Genomic DNA, 13064 nt, shown 5'->3' on the forward strand with positions numbered 1-13064 from the left:
GGTCTGCTATGCGAAATCCGAAACTGAAGCATCTGTTGGCACCGACGCTGTTGAGCCTGGCGATGTTTGCTGGCGCCACACAAGCGGCGGCGCCATTGCGTCCGCCACAGGGTTACTTCGCACCGATAGAGAAGGTCAAAACCGGCGACAAGAGCGAAAGCTGCGATGCGATGCCGACGCCCTACACCGGCTCGTTGCAATTTCGCAGCAAGTACGAAGGTTCGGACAAGGCCCGCTCGACCCTGAACGTGCAGTCGGAAAAAGCCTTCCGTGAAAGTACTGCCGACATCACCAAGATCGAGCGCGGCACCAGCAAGCAAGTGATGCAGTTCATGCGTGACGGTCGCCCGGAACAACTGGAATGCACGCTCAATTGGTTGACCGCGTGGGCCAAGGCCGATGCCTTGATGTCCAAGGACTTCAACCACACCGGCAAGTCGATGCGTAAATGGGCGTTGGGCAGCATGGCGTCTTCATACATTCGCCTGAAGTTTTCCGACTCCCGTCCGCTGGCCAACCATCAGCAAGAGTCGCAGTTGATCGAAGCCTGGTTCAGCAAGATGGCCGACCAGGTGGTCAGCGACTGGGACAACCTGCCGCTCGAGCAGACCAACAACCACTCGTACTGGGCCGCGTGGTCGGTGATGGCCACTTCCGTCGCCACCAACCGCCGCGACCTGTTCGACTGGGCCGTGAAGGAATTCAAGGTCGGCGCCAACCAGGTCGACGCCGACGGCTACCTGCCCAACGAACTCAAGCGTCAGCAGCGGGCCCTGGCCTACCACAACTACGCCCTGCCGCCGCTGGCGATGATCGCCAGTTTCGCCCAGGTCAACGGCGTGGACTTGCGTCAGGAAAACAACGGTGCATTGAAACGCCTCGGTGATCGCGTGCTCGCCGGGGTGAAAGACCCGGATGAGTTCGAGGAAAAGAACGGCAAGGAACAGGACATGACCGACCTTAAGGTCGACTCGAAATTCGCCTGGCTCGAACCGTTCTGCACGCTCTACACCTGCTCGCCCGAGGTGCTGGCCAAGAAACACAAGATGCAACCGTTCAAGACCTTCCGCCTCGGCGGTGACCTGACCAAGGTCTACGACCCGGCCAATGAAAAGGGCAAGGGTTCTTAGCACCACCACAAAACTCCTGTGGGAGCGGGCTTGCTCGCGAATGCGGTCTGACATTCACCAATGATGTCGACTGATACACCGCTTTCGCGAGCAAGCCCGCTCCCACAAGGGGTCAGTGCAAGATTTGAGTTGAGTGATATTCCCTCGGTTTTCGGTGGGGGGTTTGGGGGGGCCGTTGGCCCTTGACTGTTGGTTAAACATGGAGAGATCGGGATGGTATTTTCATCCAACGTGTTCCTGTTTCTGTTCTTGCCGATCTTCCTCGGCTTGTACTACCTGAGCGGGCAACGCTATCGCAATTTGCTGCTGCTGATTGCCAGTTACGTGTTCTACGCCTGGTGGCGTGTGGACTTCCTCGCACTGTTCGCCGGCGTCACGCTGTGGAACTACTGGATCGGCCTGAAAGTCGGTGCCGCCGGGGTCAGGACCAAACCGGCGCAGCGCTGGCTGCTGCTCGGCGTGGCCGTCGACCTGTGCATCCTCGGCTACTTCAAGTACGCCAACTTCGGCGTCGACAGCATCAACGCGATGATGACATCGGTGGGTCTTTCGCCTTTCATCCTGACTCACGTGCTGCTGCCGATCGGGATCTCGTTCTACGTCTTCGAGTCCATCAGCTACATCATCGATGTCTACCGTGGCGACACCCCGGCGACCCGCAACCTGATCGACTTCGCAGCATTCGTGGCGATCTTCCCGCACTTGATCGCCGGTCCCGTGTTGCGTTTTCGCGACCTGGCCGACCAGTTCAACAACCGCACCCACACTCTCGACAAGTTCTCCGAGGGCTGCACGCGGTTCATGCAGGGTTTCATCAAGAAAGTCTTCATCGCCGACACCCTCGCGGTGGTGGCCGACCACTGCTTCGCCTTGCAAAACCCGAGCACGGGCGATGCCTGGCTCGGCGCCCTGGCGTACACCGCGCAGCTGTATTTCGACTTCTCCGGCTACAGCGACATGGCCATCGGCCTGGGCTTGATGATGGGTTTCCGTTTCATGGAAAACTTCAAGCAGCCGTATATCAGCCAGTCGATCACCGAGTTCTGGCGGCGCTGGCACATCAGCCTGTCGACCTGGCTGCGTGACTATCTGTACATCACCCTGGGCGGCAACCGCAAAGGCACGCTGATGACCTATCGCAACCTGTTCCTGACCATGCTGCTCGGTGGTCTGTGGCACGGCGCGAACATCACCTACATCGTCTGGGGTGCTTGGCACGGCATGTGGCTGGCGATTGAAAAAGCCATCGGCCTGAACACCTCGCCACGCAGCATCAACCCGATCCGCTGGGCACTGACCTTCCTGCTGGTGGTGATGGGCTGGGTGATCTTCCGCGCGGAAAACCTGCACGTGGCCGGGCGCATGTACGGCGCAATGTTCAGCTTCGGCGACTGGTCGCTGTCGGAACTCAACCAGGCCAGCCTCACCGGCCTGCAAGTGGCAACCCTGATCGTGGCCTACGTGACCCTGGCGTTCTTCGGCCTGCGCGATTTCTACAGCAATCAGCCTCCGGTCAAGACCAAGCCTGCAGTGAACGTCGACGCCGACGGCCCTGCCGCTGCGACACCGGGAACGATCAAGGCCGTGCCTGGGGATAACCCGGCGAGCATCCACCAGCCTGGCTACACCGTCGGCGTCGAGGCCCAGGTGCAACCGGCCTATTGGACCGCTGACTGGTCGCGCTACGTGATGCGTGCGCTGGTGCTGCTGCTGTTCATCGCCTCGATTCTCAAACTCTCGGCGCAAAGCTTCTCGCCGTTCCTTTACTTCCAGTTCTGAGGGATCTGACCATGACCCGCTCATTACGCATCTTCTACATCGCGCTGTTCCTGGTGACCCTGCTGGTGCTCGGTCTGTGGTCGGTGCGCAGCTTCTTCGGCTTCAGCACCAACGCGGATGCGACGGTGCTCAACGGCCGCTGGAGCAAAGCCGTGGAAACGCACTACGACGACGAGTTCCCGATCAAGCGCCTGGGCACCAACCTCTGGGCCGCGCTGGATTTCAAACTGTTCAACGAAGGTCGTCCGGGCGTAGTGCTCGGTCGCGACCAGTGGTTGTACAGCGATGAAGAATTCCACCCGGTGGTCAACGAAGAGCTGAACCTGCAAGGCAACTACGCGCTGGTCGAAGGCGTGCGCCAGACCTTGAAGGAAAAAGGCGTGCAACTGGTGATGGCAGTGGTGCCGGCCAAGGTGCGCCTGTACCCGGAACACCTCGGTGAGGAGAAACCGGCGAGCATCCACGCCAACCTCTACAAGGACTTCCACCAGCGCCTGGCCGCCGACCGGATTCCGGCCCCCGACCTGCTCGGCCCGCTGCAACAGGCCAAGCAGAATGGCCAGCAGGTGTTCCTGCGCACCGACACCCACTGGACGCCGCAAGGCGCCGAGATCGCCGCCAACCGTCTGGCCAGGACCATCGCCGACAAGTACCCGCTGAGCGGCGAGCCGCAGCGCTTCGTCACCGAACCTGCCGAGACCATCACCCACAAGGGCGACCTGCGTCTGTTCCTGCCGCTGGACCCGCTGTTCGAAAACCTGATGCCTAAACAAGAACAATTGCAAAAGCGCAATACGGTCGCGGCTGAAGACCAGCCCGCCGGTGACGACGCGCTGTTTGCCAACACCGAAGTGCCGGTGGCCCTGATCGGCACCAGCTACAGCGCCAACCCGAACTGGAACTTCGTCGGTGCGCTCAAGCAAGCGCTGAACAGCGACGTGGTCAATTACGCCGAAGACGGTCACGGCCCGATTCTGCCGATGCTCAGCTACCTGAAAAGCGATGCCTTCAAGAACAGCCCGCCACAAGTGCTGATCTGGGAGTTCCCTGAACGATATCTGCCTGTAAACAACGAAATCGGCGACGCCGACCCGCAGTGGGTCGCAGAGCTTAAACAAGCCGGCGCCCGCCAACAAAACGTAGCCAGCAACAACAAATCCGAGACGCCCGACCGGGCGCAAAACTGAAAGAGAGGTACACCATGACTTTCACTACTACTCCTCGTCGTCTCGCCAAACGCCTTGCCCTGGTTGCCGGCCTCAGCGTGCTGTCGGTACAGGCTTTCGCCGCTGGCGACGCCGCCCTGTACGGCCCGACCGCACCGAAAGGCTCGACCTTCGTGCGCATCTACAACGCCAGCAACGCCGAAGTCAGCGCCACCGTCGGCAGCACCAACCTGAGCGAGGTCGCGCCACTGTCGAGCACTGACTTCAGCTTCATGCCGGGCGGCGACTACAGCGCCAAGGTCGGTAGCCAGAGCCTGCCGGTGAAACTGGCCGGCGACCACTATTACACCCTGGTCAACAACGCCAGCGGCGCACCGCAACTGATCGAGGAGCCGCCGTTCAAGAACAAGCAGAAGTCCCTGGTCCGCGTACAAAACCTCAGCGACAAGGCGCTGACCCTGAAAACCGCCGATGGCAAGACCGACGTGGTCCCGAACGTTGCGCCCAAGGGTCGCGGCGAGCGTGAAATCAACCCGGTGAAAGTCAGCCTGGCGCTCTATGACGGCACCACCAAAGTCGGCGACGTGAAACCGGTCGCCCTGGAACGCGGTGAAGCCGCGGTGCTGTACGTCACCGGCAGCGGCAGCAGCCTGTCGCCGGTCTGGGTGAAACGCCCGGTATCGACGCGCTAAACAATTTGCCTGACTGACGCATCCCCCCTGTGGGAGCGGGCTTGCTCGCGAAAGCGGTCTGACATTCAACATCAATGTCGACTGATCCATCGCCTTCGCGAGCAAGCCCGCTCCCTCAAAAGTATCTAGGCGTCAATCGGGCTACGAAACAAAAACAAGAGTGAAACGACAGAACGCAGTAGCTCTAACCAATCGATATTCCAGGAGTAACAACATGATTCCAGTAATCTTGTCAGGTGGTAGTGGCTCACGTCTTTGGCCGCTTTCCCGCAAACAATTCCCTAAACAGTTCCTGGCCCTGACCGGCGAACACACCCTGTTCCAGCAAACCCTGGAGCGACTGGTGTTCGAAGGCATGGACACGCCCATCGTGGTCTGCAACAAAGACCACCGCTTCATCGTCAACGAGCAATTAGCGGCGCGCAAACTGGAATCCCAGCGCATCCTGATGGAGCCGTTCGGGCGCAACACTGCGCCGGCCGTGGCCCTGACCGCGATGATGCTGGTCAATGAAGGTCGCGACGAACTGATGCTGGTACTGCCGGCCGACCACGTCCTGGAAGACCAGAAAGCCCTGCAACGCGCCCTGGCCTTGGCCACAGTCGCTGCCGAAAACGGTGAAATGGTGCTGTTCGGCGTGCCGGCGACCAAGCCGGAAACCGGTTATGGCTACATCAAGTCGACCAACGATTCGCTGCTGCCCGAAGGCGTCAGCCGCGTCTCGCACTTCGTCGAAAAACCCGACGTGAAGCGCGCCACCGAGTTCGTCCAGTCCGGCGGTTACTTCTGGAACAGCGGCATGTTCCTGTTCCGCGCCAGCCGCTTCCTCGAAGAGTTGAAAAAGCACGATCCGGACATCTATGACACCTGCCTGCTGACTCTGGAACGCAGCCACCAGGACGCCGACACCATCACCCTCGACGAAGCCACCTTCGCCTGCTGCCCGGACAATTCCATCGACTACTCGGTGATGGAAAAAACCCAACGCGCCTGCGTCGTGCCGCTGACCGCCGGCTGGAGCGATGTCGGCTGCTGGTCGTCGCTGTGGGAAGTGAATGCAAAAGACGCCAACGGCAACGTAACCAAGGGCGACGTGGTGATCCAGGACAGCAAAAACTGCATGATCCACGGCAACGGCAAACTGGTGTCGGTGATCGGCCTGGAAAACATCGTCGTGGTCGAAACCAAGGACGCCATGATGATCGTCCACAAGGACAAGGTCCAAGGCGTGAAACAGATGGTCAACACCCTCAACGAACAGGGCCGCAGCGAAACCCAGAACCACTGCGAAGTCTACCGTCCGTGGGGCTCCTACGACTCGGTCGACATGGGCGGCCGCTTCCAGGTCAAGCACATCTCGGTCAAACCGGGCGCGTGCCTGTCGCTGCAGATGCACCACCACCGTGCTGAACACTGGATCGTGGTCAGCGGTACGGCGGAAGTGACCTGTGACGAGAACGTGTTCCTGCTGACCGAGAACCAGTCGACCTATATTCCGATTGCTTCGGTGCATCGCCTGCGTAACCCGGGGAAGATTCCGTTGGAGATCATCGAGGTGCAATCGGGGAGTTATCTGGGTGAGGACGATATCGAGCGGTTTGAAGATATCTACGGGCGGTCTACGCCGGTTGAGCGTGGGGTTGCGGTGAAGACTATCGCGCAGTAAATATCTGTAACCCCTGAGCCCCCAGCTACCTCGCTGCGTTCCCAATCCGCAGTGGGTTGGGTGGGGGCTTTTTCTTGCCTGGATTATGTGTTGCACGCGATGGAGCCCAACCAACCGTCGCTGAATGAATGCCAGTTCTTCGAGGATCTGGAGTCGCAGAGGAGCGCTCGAATCAAAGCGGTGGTGATGGACATGAACACCGCTTTTGAACTGGAGGTTCGTGAGCACTGCCCCAAAGCTCGAATTGTCTACGACCTCTTCCATGCGGTGGCCAAATTTAGCCGAGAGGTGATTAACCGGGTCTGCGTCAATGAAGCTAATCAGCTGCGTCATAACAATCCTGCTCGAAAGATCATCAGACGGATGGCGTACGGCTACCTAAATAGCAGAGGTGACACACAGTATTGCGAGCGCTCACACACAATAGATTGCCCTTTTCAAACCACATTAACTGACGCGCTAGCCAAATTATGTGATTTCCATCCACATGATGGACACTTCATTGAGACAGTCAAACTACCAAGAAAGCGGCCGGTTTTATGAGGTCGTTTCAGTCATCATCAGAAAAGTGGGTAGAGCAAGCTGCCGTGTCATCAGCAGACATTTGAGTGTGTCACTCCTTCCCAGTCCGAATTAGTCAGTTTATTCGAACGTAGAGAAGCATGAGCAAGATGAGAAAACTCCGGCACGGGGACTACATTTTTTGTCCAAAAAGGAGATTTCATCAGCCCCCCTCGGAGAAAGCAATTCCGCTCGATTACAAAAACAAACCTTACATAAAACATGGAATAATTGCCACTCCATACGTCCCCACTTGAATTACCCGATCTTCATTTTTCGGTGTCTATTTTTCTATATTCCTTCCTCCAGTTTGAGTATGCACTTTTTAAGGTTGCTGAAATAACCACCCTGACATTTTCCATGGTAGGAATTAAATCTGGGTTTTTGAACACCTCAAAACTTTTCGGATGCCTGACCTCTGTAATAACGTCTTCAATAACGTATATAGGATTAGGACCCAGCAGCACCTCTCTTTCACCGGGAAAAGCTGAAAGTGCAGATATAGTAGATATCTTAATACCCTCAGGATTTTTCAACATTAAAAGTGTGTCCTTATCTATTGTCATGCCTACCGCACGCCCTGAAGAGAAACTCTCAAAACCTTTGTTTTTTATCTGCGCGCCGTCTGCCGTATCTTCATTGAATCCAGTAAAGCCATTAACCCCTCGATATATAATATCAAATTTTGGGTCAGGGAGTTTATCCATCGCCAGCAGCAATGCTGTCACCACATTATGTATTTCCGTATTGTTTTTTGCCATCTTGCTTTGCCCTCCGCCAACTCTTGATTGCCTAACCAGCTCTTGAAAGTCCGTACCTGTGTATTTAGCGATAGCATTGCGCTCATCATAAGATAGTGTTTTTTTTGCCACATCAAACTCAACATCATGGGTTTCATTTCTGACATCACTTGGCTTCCAAGTTTTTGATTTCCATTGACGCCTGAGCACCTCCTGCGCAATATCCCCCACGTTTTCATTTACAAGTATCTCTAACGCCTCCTCTATAGTGTCTGGTGCTAAACCATTTTTATCTGCGAGATTGACAGGATTATTCCGAACCATCCTGTAAAGGTTCAATCCGTCTATCGCCCCCGCTGGGTCGGAGCTCAACCAGCGTCCGGCCCCTGGCTGATAATACCGGTAGCCGTAGTAATACAACCCCGTCACGTCCTGCTCTTTCCCTGAATAACGCACTGTTCGGTAACTCGCCTCCACCTCCCCGCGTCCAGAGAACCAGGCGGTGGTGCCATATGGGTGATAACGCTCCTGGCTGATCACTTCGCCGTCCTTATCAAGCTCCAGGGTGCAGGAGCCCAGATGATCGTTCAGGTGGTAGCGGTATTGGTCATTGGCAGCGTCCTTTGGTGTTTCGGACTCCCAATGCAACACCCGAACACTGCAGCGCCCGGCCTGGACGTTGATCACCTGCAACACTTCACCCGTACCGCTGTAATTGCGCAGTTCCAGGTTTGGCAGATAGCGGGTTTCAGCGACCAACGTCCGGGCATGGGCCAGGGTCTCGCGGACTTTGCGCAGGCGCATCCCGTCGGCACCGTAGACATAACGTTCGCGGTCATTGAGGCCCGAAACACGTTCGACCGGTCGTACTTCATACAATTGATTGCGCAGGTCCCAACTCAGCGTTTGTCCTGGTTGCAGGTTGAGCAGATTACCGTTGGCGTCGAAGCCTCGGCGGAAGTCGTCCTCACCCGGCTCCACGCCCTCCAGCACCGGCAAACAGCGGTTGCTGTGCGCTGCTGCCACCAATCGATGACCGTGGCTTTGCGGGCCTTCGTGGGTCAACTCCAGCAAATTGCCGCCCGGATCGTAGCTATATTGCTGGCGGAAATTGGCGCAGGCCGCGGGATCGTCGAAAGTTGCAAACTGCGGCCCCTTGTTTGAGCCCCCTGCCTCCCAGCCAGTGGCTTCAATCAGTTGCGAAAAACTGTCGTAGCGATAATGGCTGGTCGGCTCAATGCGCTGGTTGGCGAAGTAGCGAATCGGCAGCGCGGCATCCTTGATGCTCAGCACATTGCCCACCGGGTCGTAGGCGTAGTTCAGGTCTTGCAGGACTTCGTTGCCGCGTTGGGCACTGAGGCGGGTCAATCGGCCATTTTGCGCGTCGTATTCCAGCGTGGTGATCACACCGTTGCCGGCGACTTCCCGTTCGGTCTGGCCGTGGGCATTGTAGGTGATGGCGCTGACCAGCGTTTTCGGGGTGGGTGTGCCGTTGAGTTGCAGGCGAACCTCGCGCAACTGCCCGTCGAGGGTCTGGCTGAACAACTGGCGGTGACCCTTGGCATCGGTTTGATGGGAGGCCTCACCCAATGCATTGACCTGTGAACGGGTGGTGGCGCCCTCGCCCGGTTCCAACAGCAACTCACGATCCGCTATCGACTCGGGCCAGTCCGGCAGCATCAGGTCGTTCAGAAAATGCCGCGTCTGCCCCAGCGCCGTGCCGTGCAGTCCGAACTCGGCAAACTGCTGCGAGCCCGCCGGGTCATCGTGGCGGATCAGTTGTCCGCATTGGTTGCGCTCGGCAGAGGCCTGATCGCTCGCGCCGTAACTCAAACGCTCCGTGCAAAGCGCTTTGCCATCCAGCGGCTGCTCGAACACCGATTCCGGGCGCAACTGAGTGTCGTACTGCATCCAGCGCTGCGAGCCACGGCCATCCCAGTAGTGGATCGGTTGCCCTGCCTCACCCAACAGCGCCACACGCCATCCGGCATCAACGCTGTTCGTACTCAACTCTGCACCGGACAGCGCATGAGTCGTTTGCAGATTGGCTGGAGCCGAAGCGTCCAGAAACAATCGCGGGTCCCACTGCGCAATCGCTCGCCCCGCCCAATCATGGACCGTGCGGTTGACCCGAGCCTGAGGGCGCACGTCGTCGACGTCACGCCAGTAACCCACGGCACGCACCGGCAGCCCCCGAGGGTCAATCGCGGTCAGGCTCGGGGTGTGGCGGTGGATTGGTGGGGTTGATGGCACAGTATGCGCTCCGGAATCACTCCCCCTGATATAAGCCTGTCTATCAAGGGCCCGGCTACTGTCAGAATTTACAGTGTCGACAGATGGTCTTGCGTACCATCGCCACATCCCGCCCATCGCCAACCCCACCTGCGCTTAGGTAGGATGACCCTCTCTGCTCCCGAGATTTACGTCATGTTCATCGGCGTCCTGCTGGTCATCACCTGGCTGATCCTGCTGCTGCGCTATCCAGCGAAGGCCTTGCCCGTTTCCCTGGCCGTCGCCGCTGGGCTGGGCATCGTCGCGACCTGGGTCATCTGGATGGACCACCGCGAACTCAAGCAACTGCAACGCCTGGAGTTGCGCATCAGCTATGCGCCCGAGCACTGCCCGGCCGACCGACCGCTGAAACTGACGATGAACAATGGCAATGACGTGCCGCTGACGGAACTGCGCTGGCGGGTTGCGGCCTATGCGCCGGGCGATACGGTGAACCTGGCCGACAACCAATACTCCGCCCCGCGTTATCGCGGCCCCGGCGAATTGCAGGCCGGTGGCAACTGGGAAGATTGCTTGCCACTGCCGCCGTTGCGCCCTGGCTACCGACCGGAAACCCTGGAGTTTCGCGCCGAGCGATTGCAGGGTAGTTTTTCCGACTGATCCCTCCCCCATTTTTTGCACAAGGAATGCGCCATGCCCGTTGCGTTGATTACCGGTTGCTCCAGCGGCATTGGCCGTGCCCTTGCCGATGCGTTCAAGGTCGCCGGCTATGAAGTCTGGGCCAGTGCCCGCAAGGCCGAAGATGTCGCGGCACTCAACGCCGCGGGCTTCACAGCCGTGCAACTGGATGTCAACGATGCCGCGGCGCTCGAAGCTTTGAGTGAGCGGATCAACCAGCAAACCGGCGGCCTCGACGTGCTGATCAACAACGCGGGTTATGGCGCCATGGGGCCGTTGCTCGATGGCGGCGTACCGGCCATGCAGCGCCAGTTTGAAACCAATGTGTTCGCCATCGTCGGCGTCACCCGCGCCTTGTTCCCGGTGCTGCGCCGGGCCAAGGGGCTGGTGGTGAATATCGGTAGCGTGTCCGGCGTACTGGTCACGCCATTCGCCGGCGCCTACTGCGCCTCGAAAGCCGCCGTGCATGCCTTGAGCGATGCCTTGCGCATGGAACTGGCGCCGTTCGGCGTGCGGGTCATGGAGGTGCAGCCGGGGGCCATCGCTTCCAGTTTTGCCAAGAATGCCGGGCACGAAGCCGAGCAACTGATCAGTGAACAATCGCCATGGTTCCCGCTGCGTGAAGGTATACGCGCACGGGCCAGAGCTTCCCAGGACAGGCCGACCCCGGCCAGTGAGTTTGCCGCCGGATTGCTCAAGGCCGTGCAGCAAGCCAAACCGCCACGGCTGATCCGCCTGGGCAATGGCAGCCGCGCGTTGCCGCTGATGGCCAGTTTGCTGCCCAAGGGCTTGCTCGAATCCGGGCTGATGAAGCGGTTCGGGTTGCGTGGGCAGCTCTGACACTGCGTCGCGCCCTTCGCGAGCAAGCCCGCTCCCACAGGTCATGCGCAGATTTTGAAATAGCGCTAATCCTGTGGGAGCGGGCTTGCCCGCGAAGGCGTCAGAACAGACACCGCAGAATTTCAGGAAACAACATGACCGACTACACCGAATACTTCGACGAAGTGATCCTGGCCCACGTGGCCATCGAACAATGGCTGGCCGAGGAGCGTGACGCGTCCGAGCTGGAAAAACTGCTGACGCGTTTTTCGCCGCAGTTCTCCATGGTCTCTCCGCTCGGCCGGGTACTGGACTTTGACGCGCTGAACGAACTGTTCAGGCTGGCGGGCGGCAAGAAACTCGGGTTCAGGATCGAGCTCAGCGAGCTGCGTGGCATCGCGTTGTACGAGGGTGGCGCCACCGTGAGTTACCGCGAACAACAGACCGATGCGACCGGGCTGCACTCCAGTCGTCGTTCCACGGTTGTGTTCGAGAAGGTAGATGAAAGGATTCTTTGGCGGCATTTGCAAGAGACCTTCTGCTGAACACGACGACGATCGACTGTAGGAGCGAGCCTGCTCGCGATGGACGTCAACGATAACGCGTGCATTCTGAATACACGCGGCGCGCTCTGGTTCATCGCGAGCAGGCTCGCTCCTACAGGGGTTGCATTCAAAAATGTGGGAGCGGCGGTGCTCGCGAAGCAGGCGACTCGGTCTACCGGCTATGCCCCACCCTCCTGCTTCACCACCACCGTACAAGTAATCCCCGCCGCCAACACCACACCCTCCGGCACTTCATCGATGTGAATGCGCACCGGTACCCGTTGCGCCAGGCGCACCCAGTTGAAGGTCGGGTTGACGTCGGCGATCAGTTCACGACTCTCCGGGTTGTCGCGGTCGTAGATGCCGCGCGAGATGCTTTCCACGTGGCCCTTGAGCACTTCGCCGCTCATCAGTTGCATGTCGGCCTTATCACCGACGCGTACGTGGGGCAGCTTGGTTTCCTCGAAGAAGCCGTAGACCCAGAACGAGTTCATGTCGACCACGGCCATTTTCGCCTCGCCGATACGCGCGTAGTCGCCACGATGCACGTTGAGGTTGGTCACGTAGCCGTCTACTGCGGCGCGCACTTCAGTGCGTTTGAGGTTGAGTTCGGCGGCTTCCAGTTGCGCCTGGGCCTGCTGGTAATCAGCCAGGGCCGAGTCGGCGAGGTTGCTGGCGTCGTCGCGGTTTTCCCGGGAGATCACCAGGTTGTCCATATCGGCGCGACGATGGGCGTTGACCTTGCGCATCTCCCAGGTTGCCTTGCGCGATGCCACCAGACTCTGCGCTTGTTTGACCGCCAGGCGGTAGTGCTCGGGGTCGATCTGCATCAGCAAATCGCCTTTTCTCACCAGCTGGTTGTCACGCACCGGCACGTCCACCACTTCGCCGGTGACGTCGGCGGCGACGTTGATGATGTCGGCGCGCACGCGGCCGTCGCGGGTCCACGGCGTGTTCATGTAGTGCTCCCACAGGGAGCGGCCGATCCACAGCGCGAGGGCCAGCACCAGCAGGGTCGCGAGCAGGCTGAAAAACTTTTTCATCAGGGCATTTCTC

Annotated in this window: 10 protein-coding genes and 1 pseudogene; 9 read left to right on the forward strand and 2 right to left on the reverse strand. The window is 58.9% G+C overall.

Annotation, left to right across the window (positions count from 1 at the left end; translation table 11 throughout):
• Positions 1 to 8: 8 nt before the first annotated feature.
• The 6 genes and pseudogenes from KSS91_RS23880 to KSS91_RS28885 all read left to right on the forward strand — a co-directional run.
• Positions 9 to 1130 carry a mannuronate-specific alginate lyase gene (locus KSS91_RS23880; RefSeq protein ID WP_217836311.1) on the forward strand — a complete coding sequence of 374 codons (1122 nt, stop codon included), beginning with the start codon at positions 9 to 11 and terminating at the stop codon, positions 1128 to 1130.
• A gap of 213 nt (positions 1131 to 1343) precedes the next feature.
• Positions 1344 to 2909, forward strand: a complete 1566-nt coding sequence (locus KSS91_RS23885; protein ID WP_217836312.1) for an MBOAT family O-acyltransferase — start codon at positions 1344 to 1346, stop codon at positions 2907 to 2909.
• Between the two features lie 11 nt (positions 2910 to 2920).
• Entirely contained in the window at positions 2921 to 4096 is a 1176-nt protein-coding gene (locus tag KSS91_RS23890) for an alginate O-acetyltransferase (protein ID WP_217836313.1), read from the forward strand.
• Between the two features lie 14 nt (positions 4097 to 4110).
• Positions 4111 to 4767, forward strand: a complete 657-nt coding sequence (locus KSS91_RS23895; protein ID WP_015096745.1) for an alginate O-acetyltransferase AlgF — start codon at positions 4111 to 4113, stop codon at positions 4765 to 4767.
• Between the two features lie 214 nt (positions 4768 to 4981).
• Positions 4982 to 6433 carry a mannose-1-phosphate guanylyltransferase/mannose-6-phosphate isomerase gene (locus KSS91_RS23900; RefSeq protein WP_015096746.1) on the forward strand — a complete coding sequence of 484 codons (1452 nt, stop codon included), beginning with the start codon at positions 4982 to 4984 and terminating at the stop codon, positions 6431 to 6433.
• 168 nt (positions 6434 to 6601) lie between these two features.
• A pseudogene (locus KSS91_RS28885) lies at positions 6602 to 6785 on the forward strand (transposase); the annotation flags it as partial.
• A 478-nt stretch (positions 6786 to 7263) separates the two neighbouring features.
• Here the strand turns inward: KSS91_RS28885 and KSS91_RS23910 are convergent.
• Complete coding sequence (locus KSS91_RS23910) at positions 7264 to 9909, reverse strand: RHS repeat-associated core domain-containing protein (RefSeq protein ID WP_217836315.1); 2646 nt, start codon at positions 9907 to 9909, stop codon at positions 7264 to 7266.
• A gap of 252 nt (positions 9910 to 10161) precedes the next feature.
• Here KSS91_RS23910 and KSS91_RS23915 point away from each other — a divergent pair, with 252 nt between their 5' ends.
• The 3 genes from KSS91_RS23915 to KSS91_RS23925 all read left to right on the forward strand — a co-directional run bounded on the left by KSS91_RS23915 (position 10162) and on the right by KSS91_RS23925 (position 12008).
• Positions 10162 to 10626 (forward strand): multidrug transporter, encoded by a 465-nt coding sequence (locus KSS91_RS23915; protein WP_217836316.1) that lies wholly within the window; start codon positions 10162 to 10164, stop codon positions 10624 to 10626.
• Positions 10627 to 10659: 33 nt separating this feature from the next.
• The gene (locus KSS91_RS23920) at positions 10660 to 11484 is read left to right on the forward strand and encodes an SDR family oxidoreductase (RefSeq protein WP_015096748.1); all 825 of its coding nucleotides are present in this window, start codon (positions 10660 to 10662) and stop codon (positions 11482 to 11484) included.
• Between the two features lie 134 nt (positions 11485 to 11618).
• On the forward strand, positions 11619 to 12008 hold the full coding sequence (locus KSS91_RS23925) for a DUF4440 domain-containing protein (RefSeq protein ID WP_217836317.1): 390 nt from the start codon (positions 11619 to 11621) through the stop codon (positions 12006 to 12008).
• A gap of 179 nt (positions 12009 to 12187) precedes the next feature.
• Here KSS91_RS23925 and KSS91_RS23930 read toward each other — a convergent pair whose 3' ends face one another.
• The gene (locus KSS91_RS23930; RefSeq protein ID WP_126047457.1) at positions 12188 to 13051 is read right to left on the reverse strand and encodes an efflux RND transporter periplasmic adaptor subunit; all 864 of its coding nucleotides are present in this window, start codon (positions 13049 to 13051) and stop codon (positions 12188 to 12190) included.
• Positions 13052 to 13064: the final 13 nt, after the last annotated feature.

It is taken from the genome of Pseudomonas azerbaijanorientalis (assembly GCF_019139795.1).
GTDB lineage: Bacteria > Pseudomonadota > Gammaproteobacteria > Pseudomonadales > Pseudomonadaceae > Aquipseudomonas > Aquipseudomonas laurylsulfatiphila.

What these genes read in the sequence shown, in the direction of transcription:
- KSS91_RS23920 (WP_015096748.1), top strand. Translation starts at nt 10,660, where the DNA reads ATGCCCGTTGCGTTGATTACCGGTTGCTCCAGCGGCATTGGCCGTGCC.
- KSS91_RS23885 (WP_217836312.1), top strand. Translation starts at nt 1,344, where the DNA reads ATGGTATTTTCATCCAACGTGTTCCTGTTTCTGTTCTTGCCGATCTTC.
- KSS91_RS23930 (WP_126047457.1), bottom strand. Translation starts at nt 13,051, where the DNA reads ATGAAAAAGTTTTTCAGCCTGCTCGCGACCCTGCTGGTGCTGGCCCTC.
- KSS91_RS23900 (WP_015096746.1), top strand. Translation starts at nt 4,982, where the DNA reads ATGATTCCAGTAATCTTGTCAGGTGGTAGTGGCTCACGTCTTTGGCCG.
- KSS91_RS23890 (WP_217836313.1), top strand. Translation starts at nt 2,921, where the DNA reads ATGACCCGCTCATTACGCATCTTCTACATCGCGCTGTTCCTGGTGACC.
- KSS91_RS23925 (WP_217836317.1), top strand. Translation starts at nt 11,619, where the DNA reads ATGACCGACTACACCGAATACTTCGACGAAGTGATCCTGGCCCACGTG.
- KSS91_RS23880 (WP_217836311.1), top strand. Translation starts at nt 9, where the DNA reads ATGCGAAATCCGAAACTGAAGCATCTGTTGGCACCGACGCTGTTGAGC.
- KSS91_RS23895 (WP_015096745.1), top strand. Translation starts at nt 4,111, where the DNA reads ATGACTTTCACTACTACTCCTCGTCGTCTCGCCAAACGCCTTGCCCTG.
- KSS91_RS23915 (WP_217836316.1), top strand. Translation starts at nt 10,162, where the DNA reads ATGTTCATCGGCGTCCTGCTGGTCATCACCTGGCTGATCCTGCTGCTG.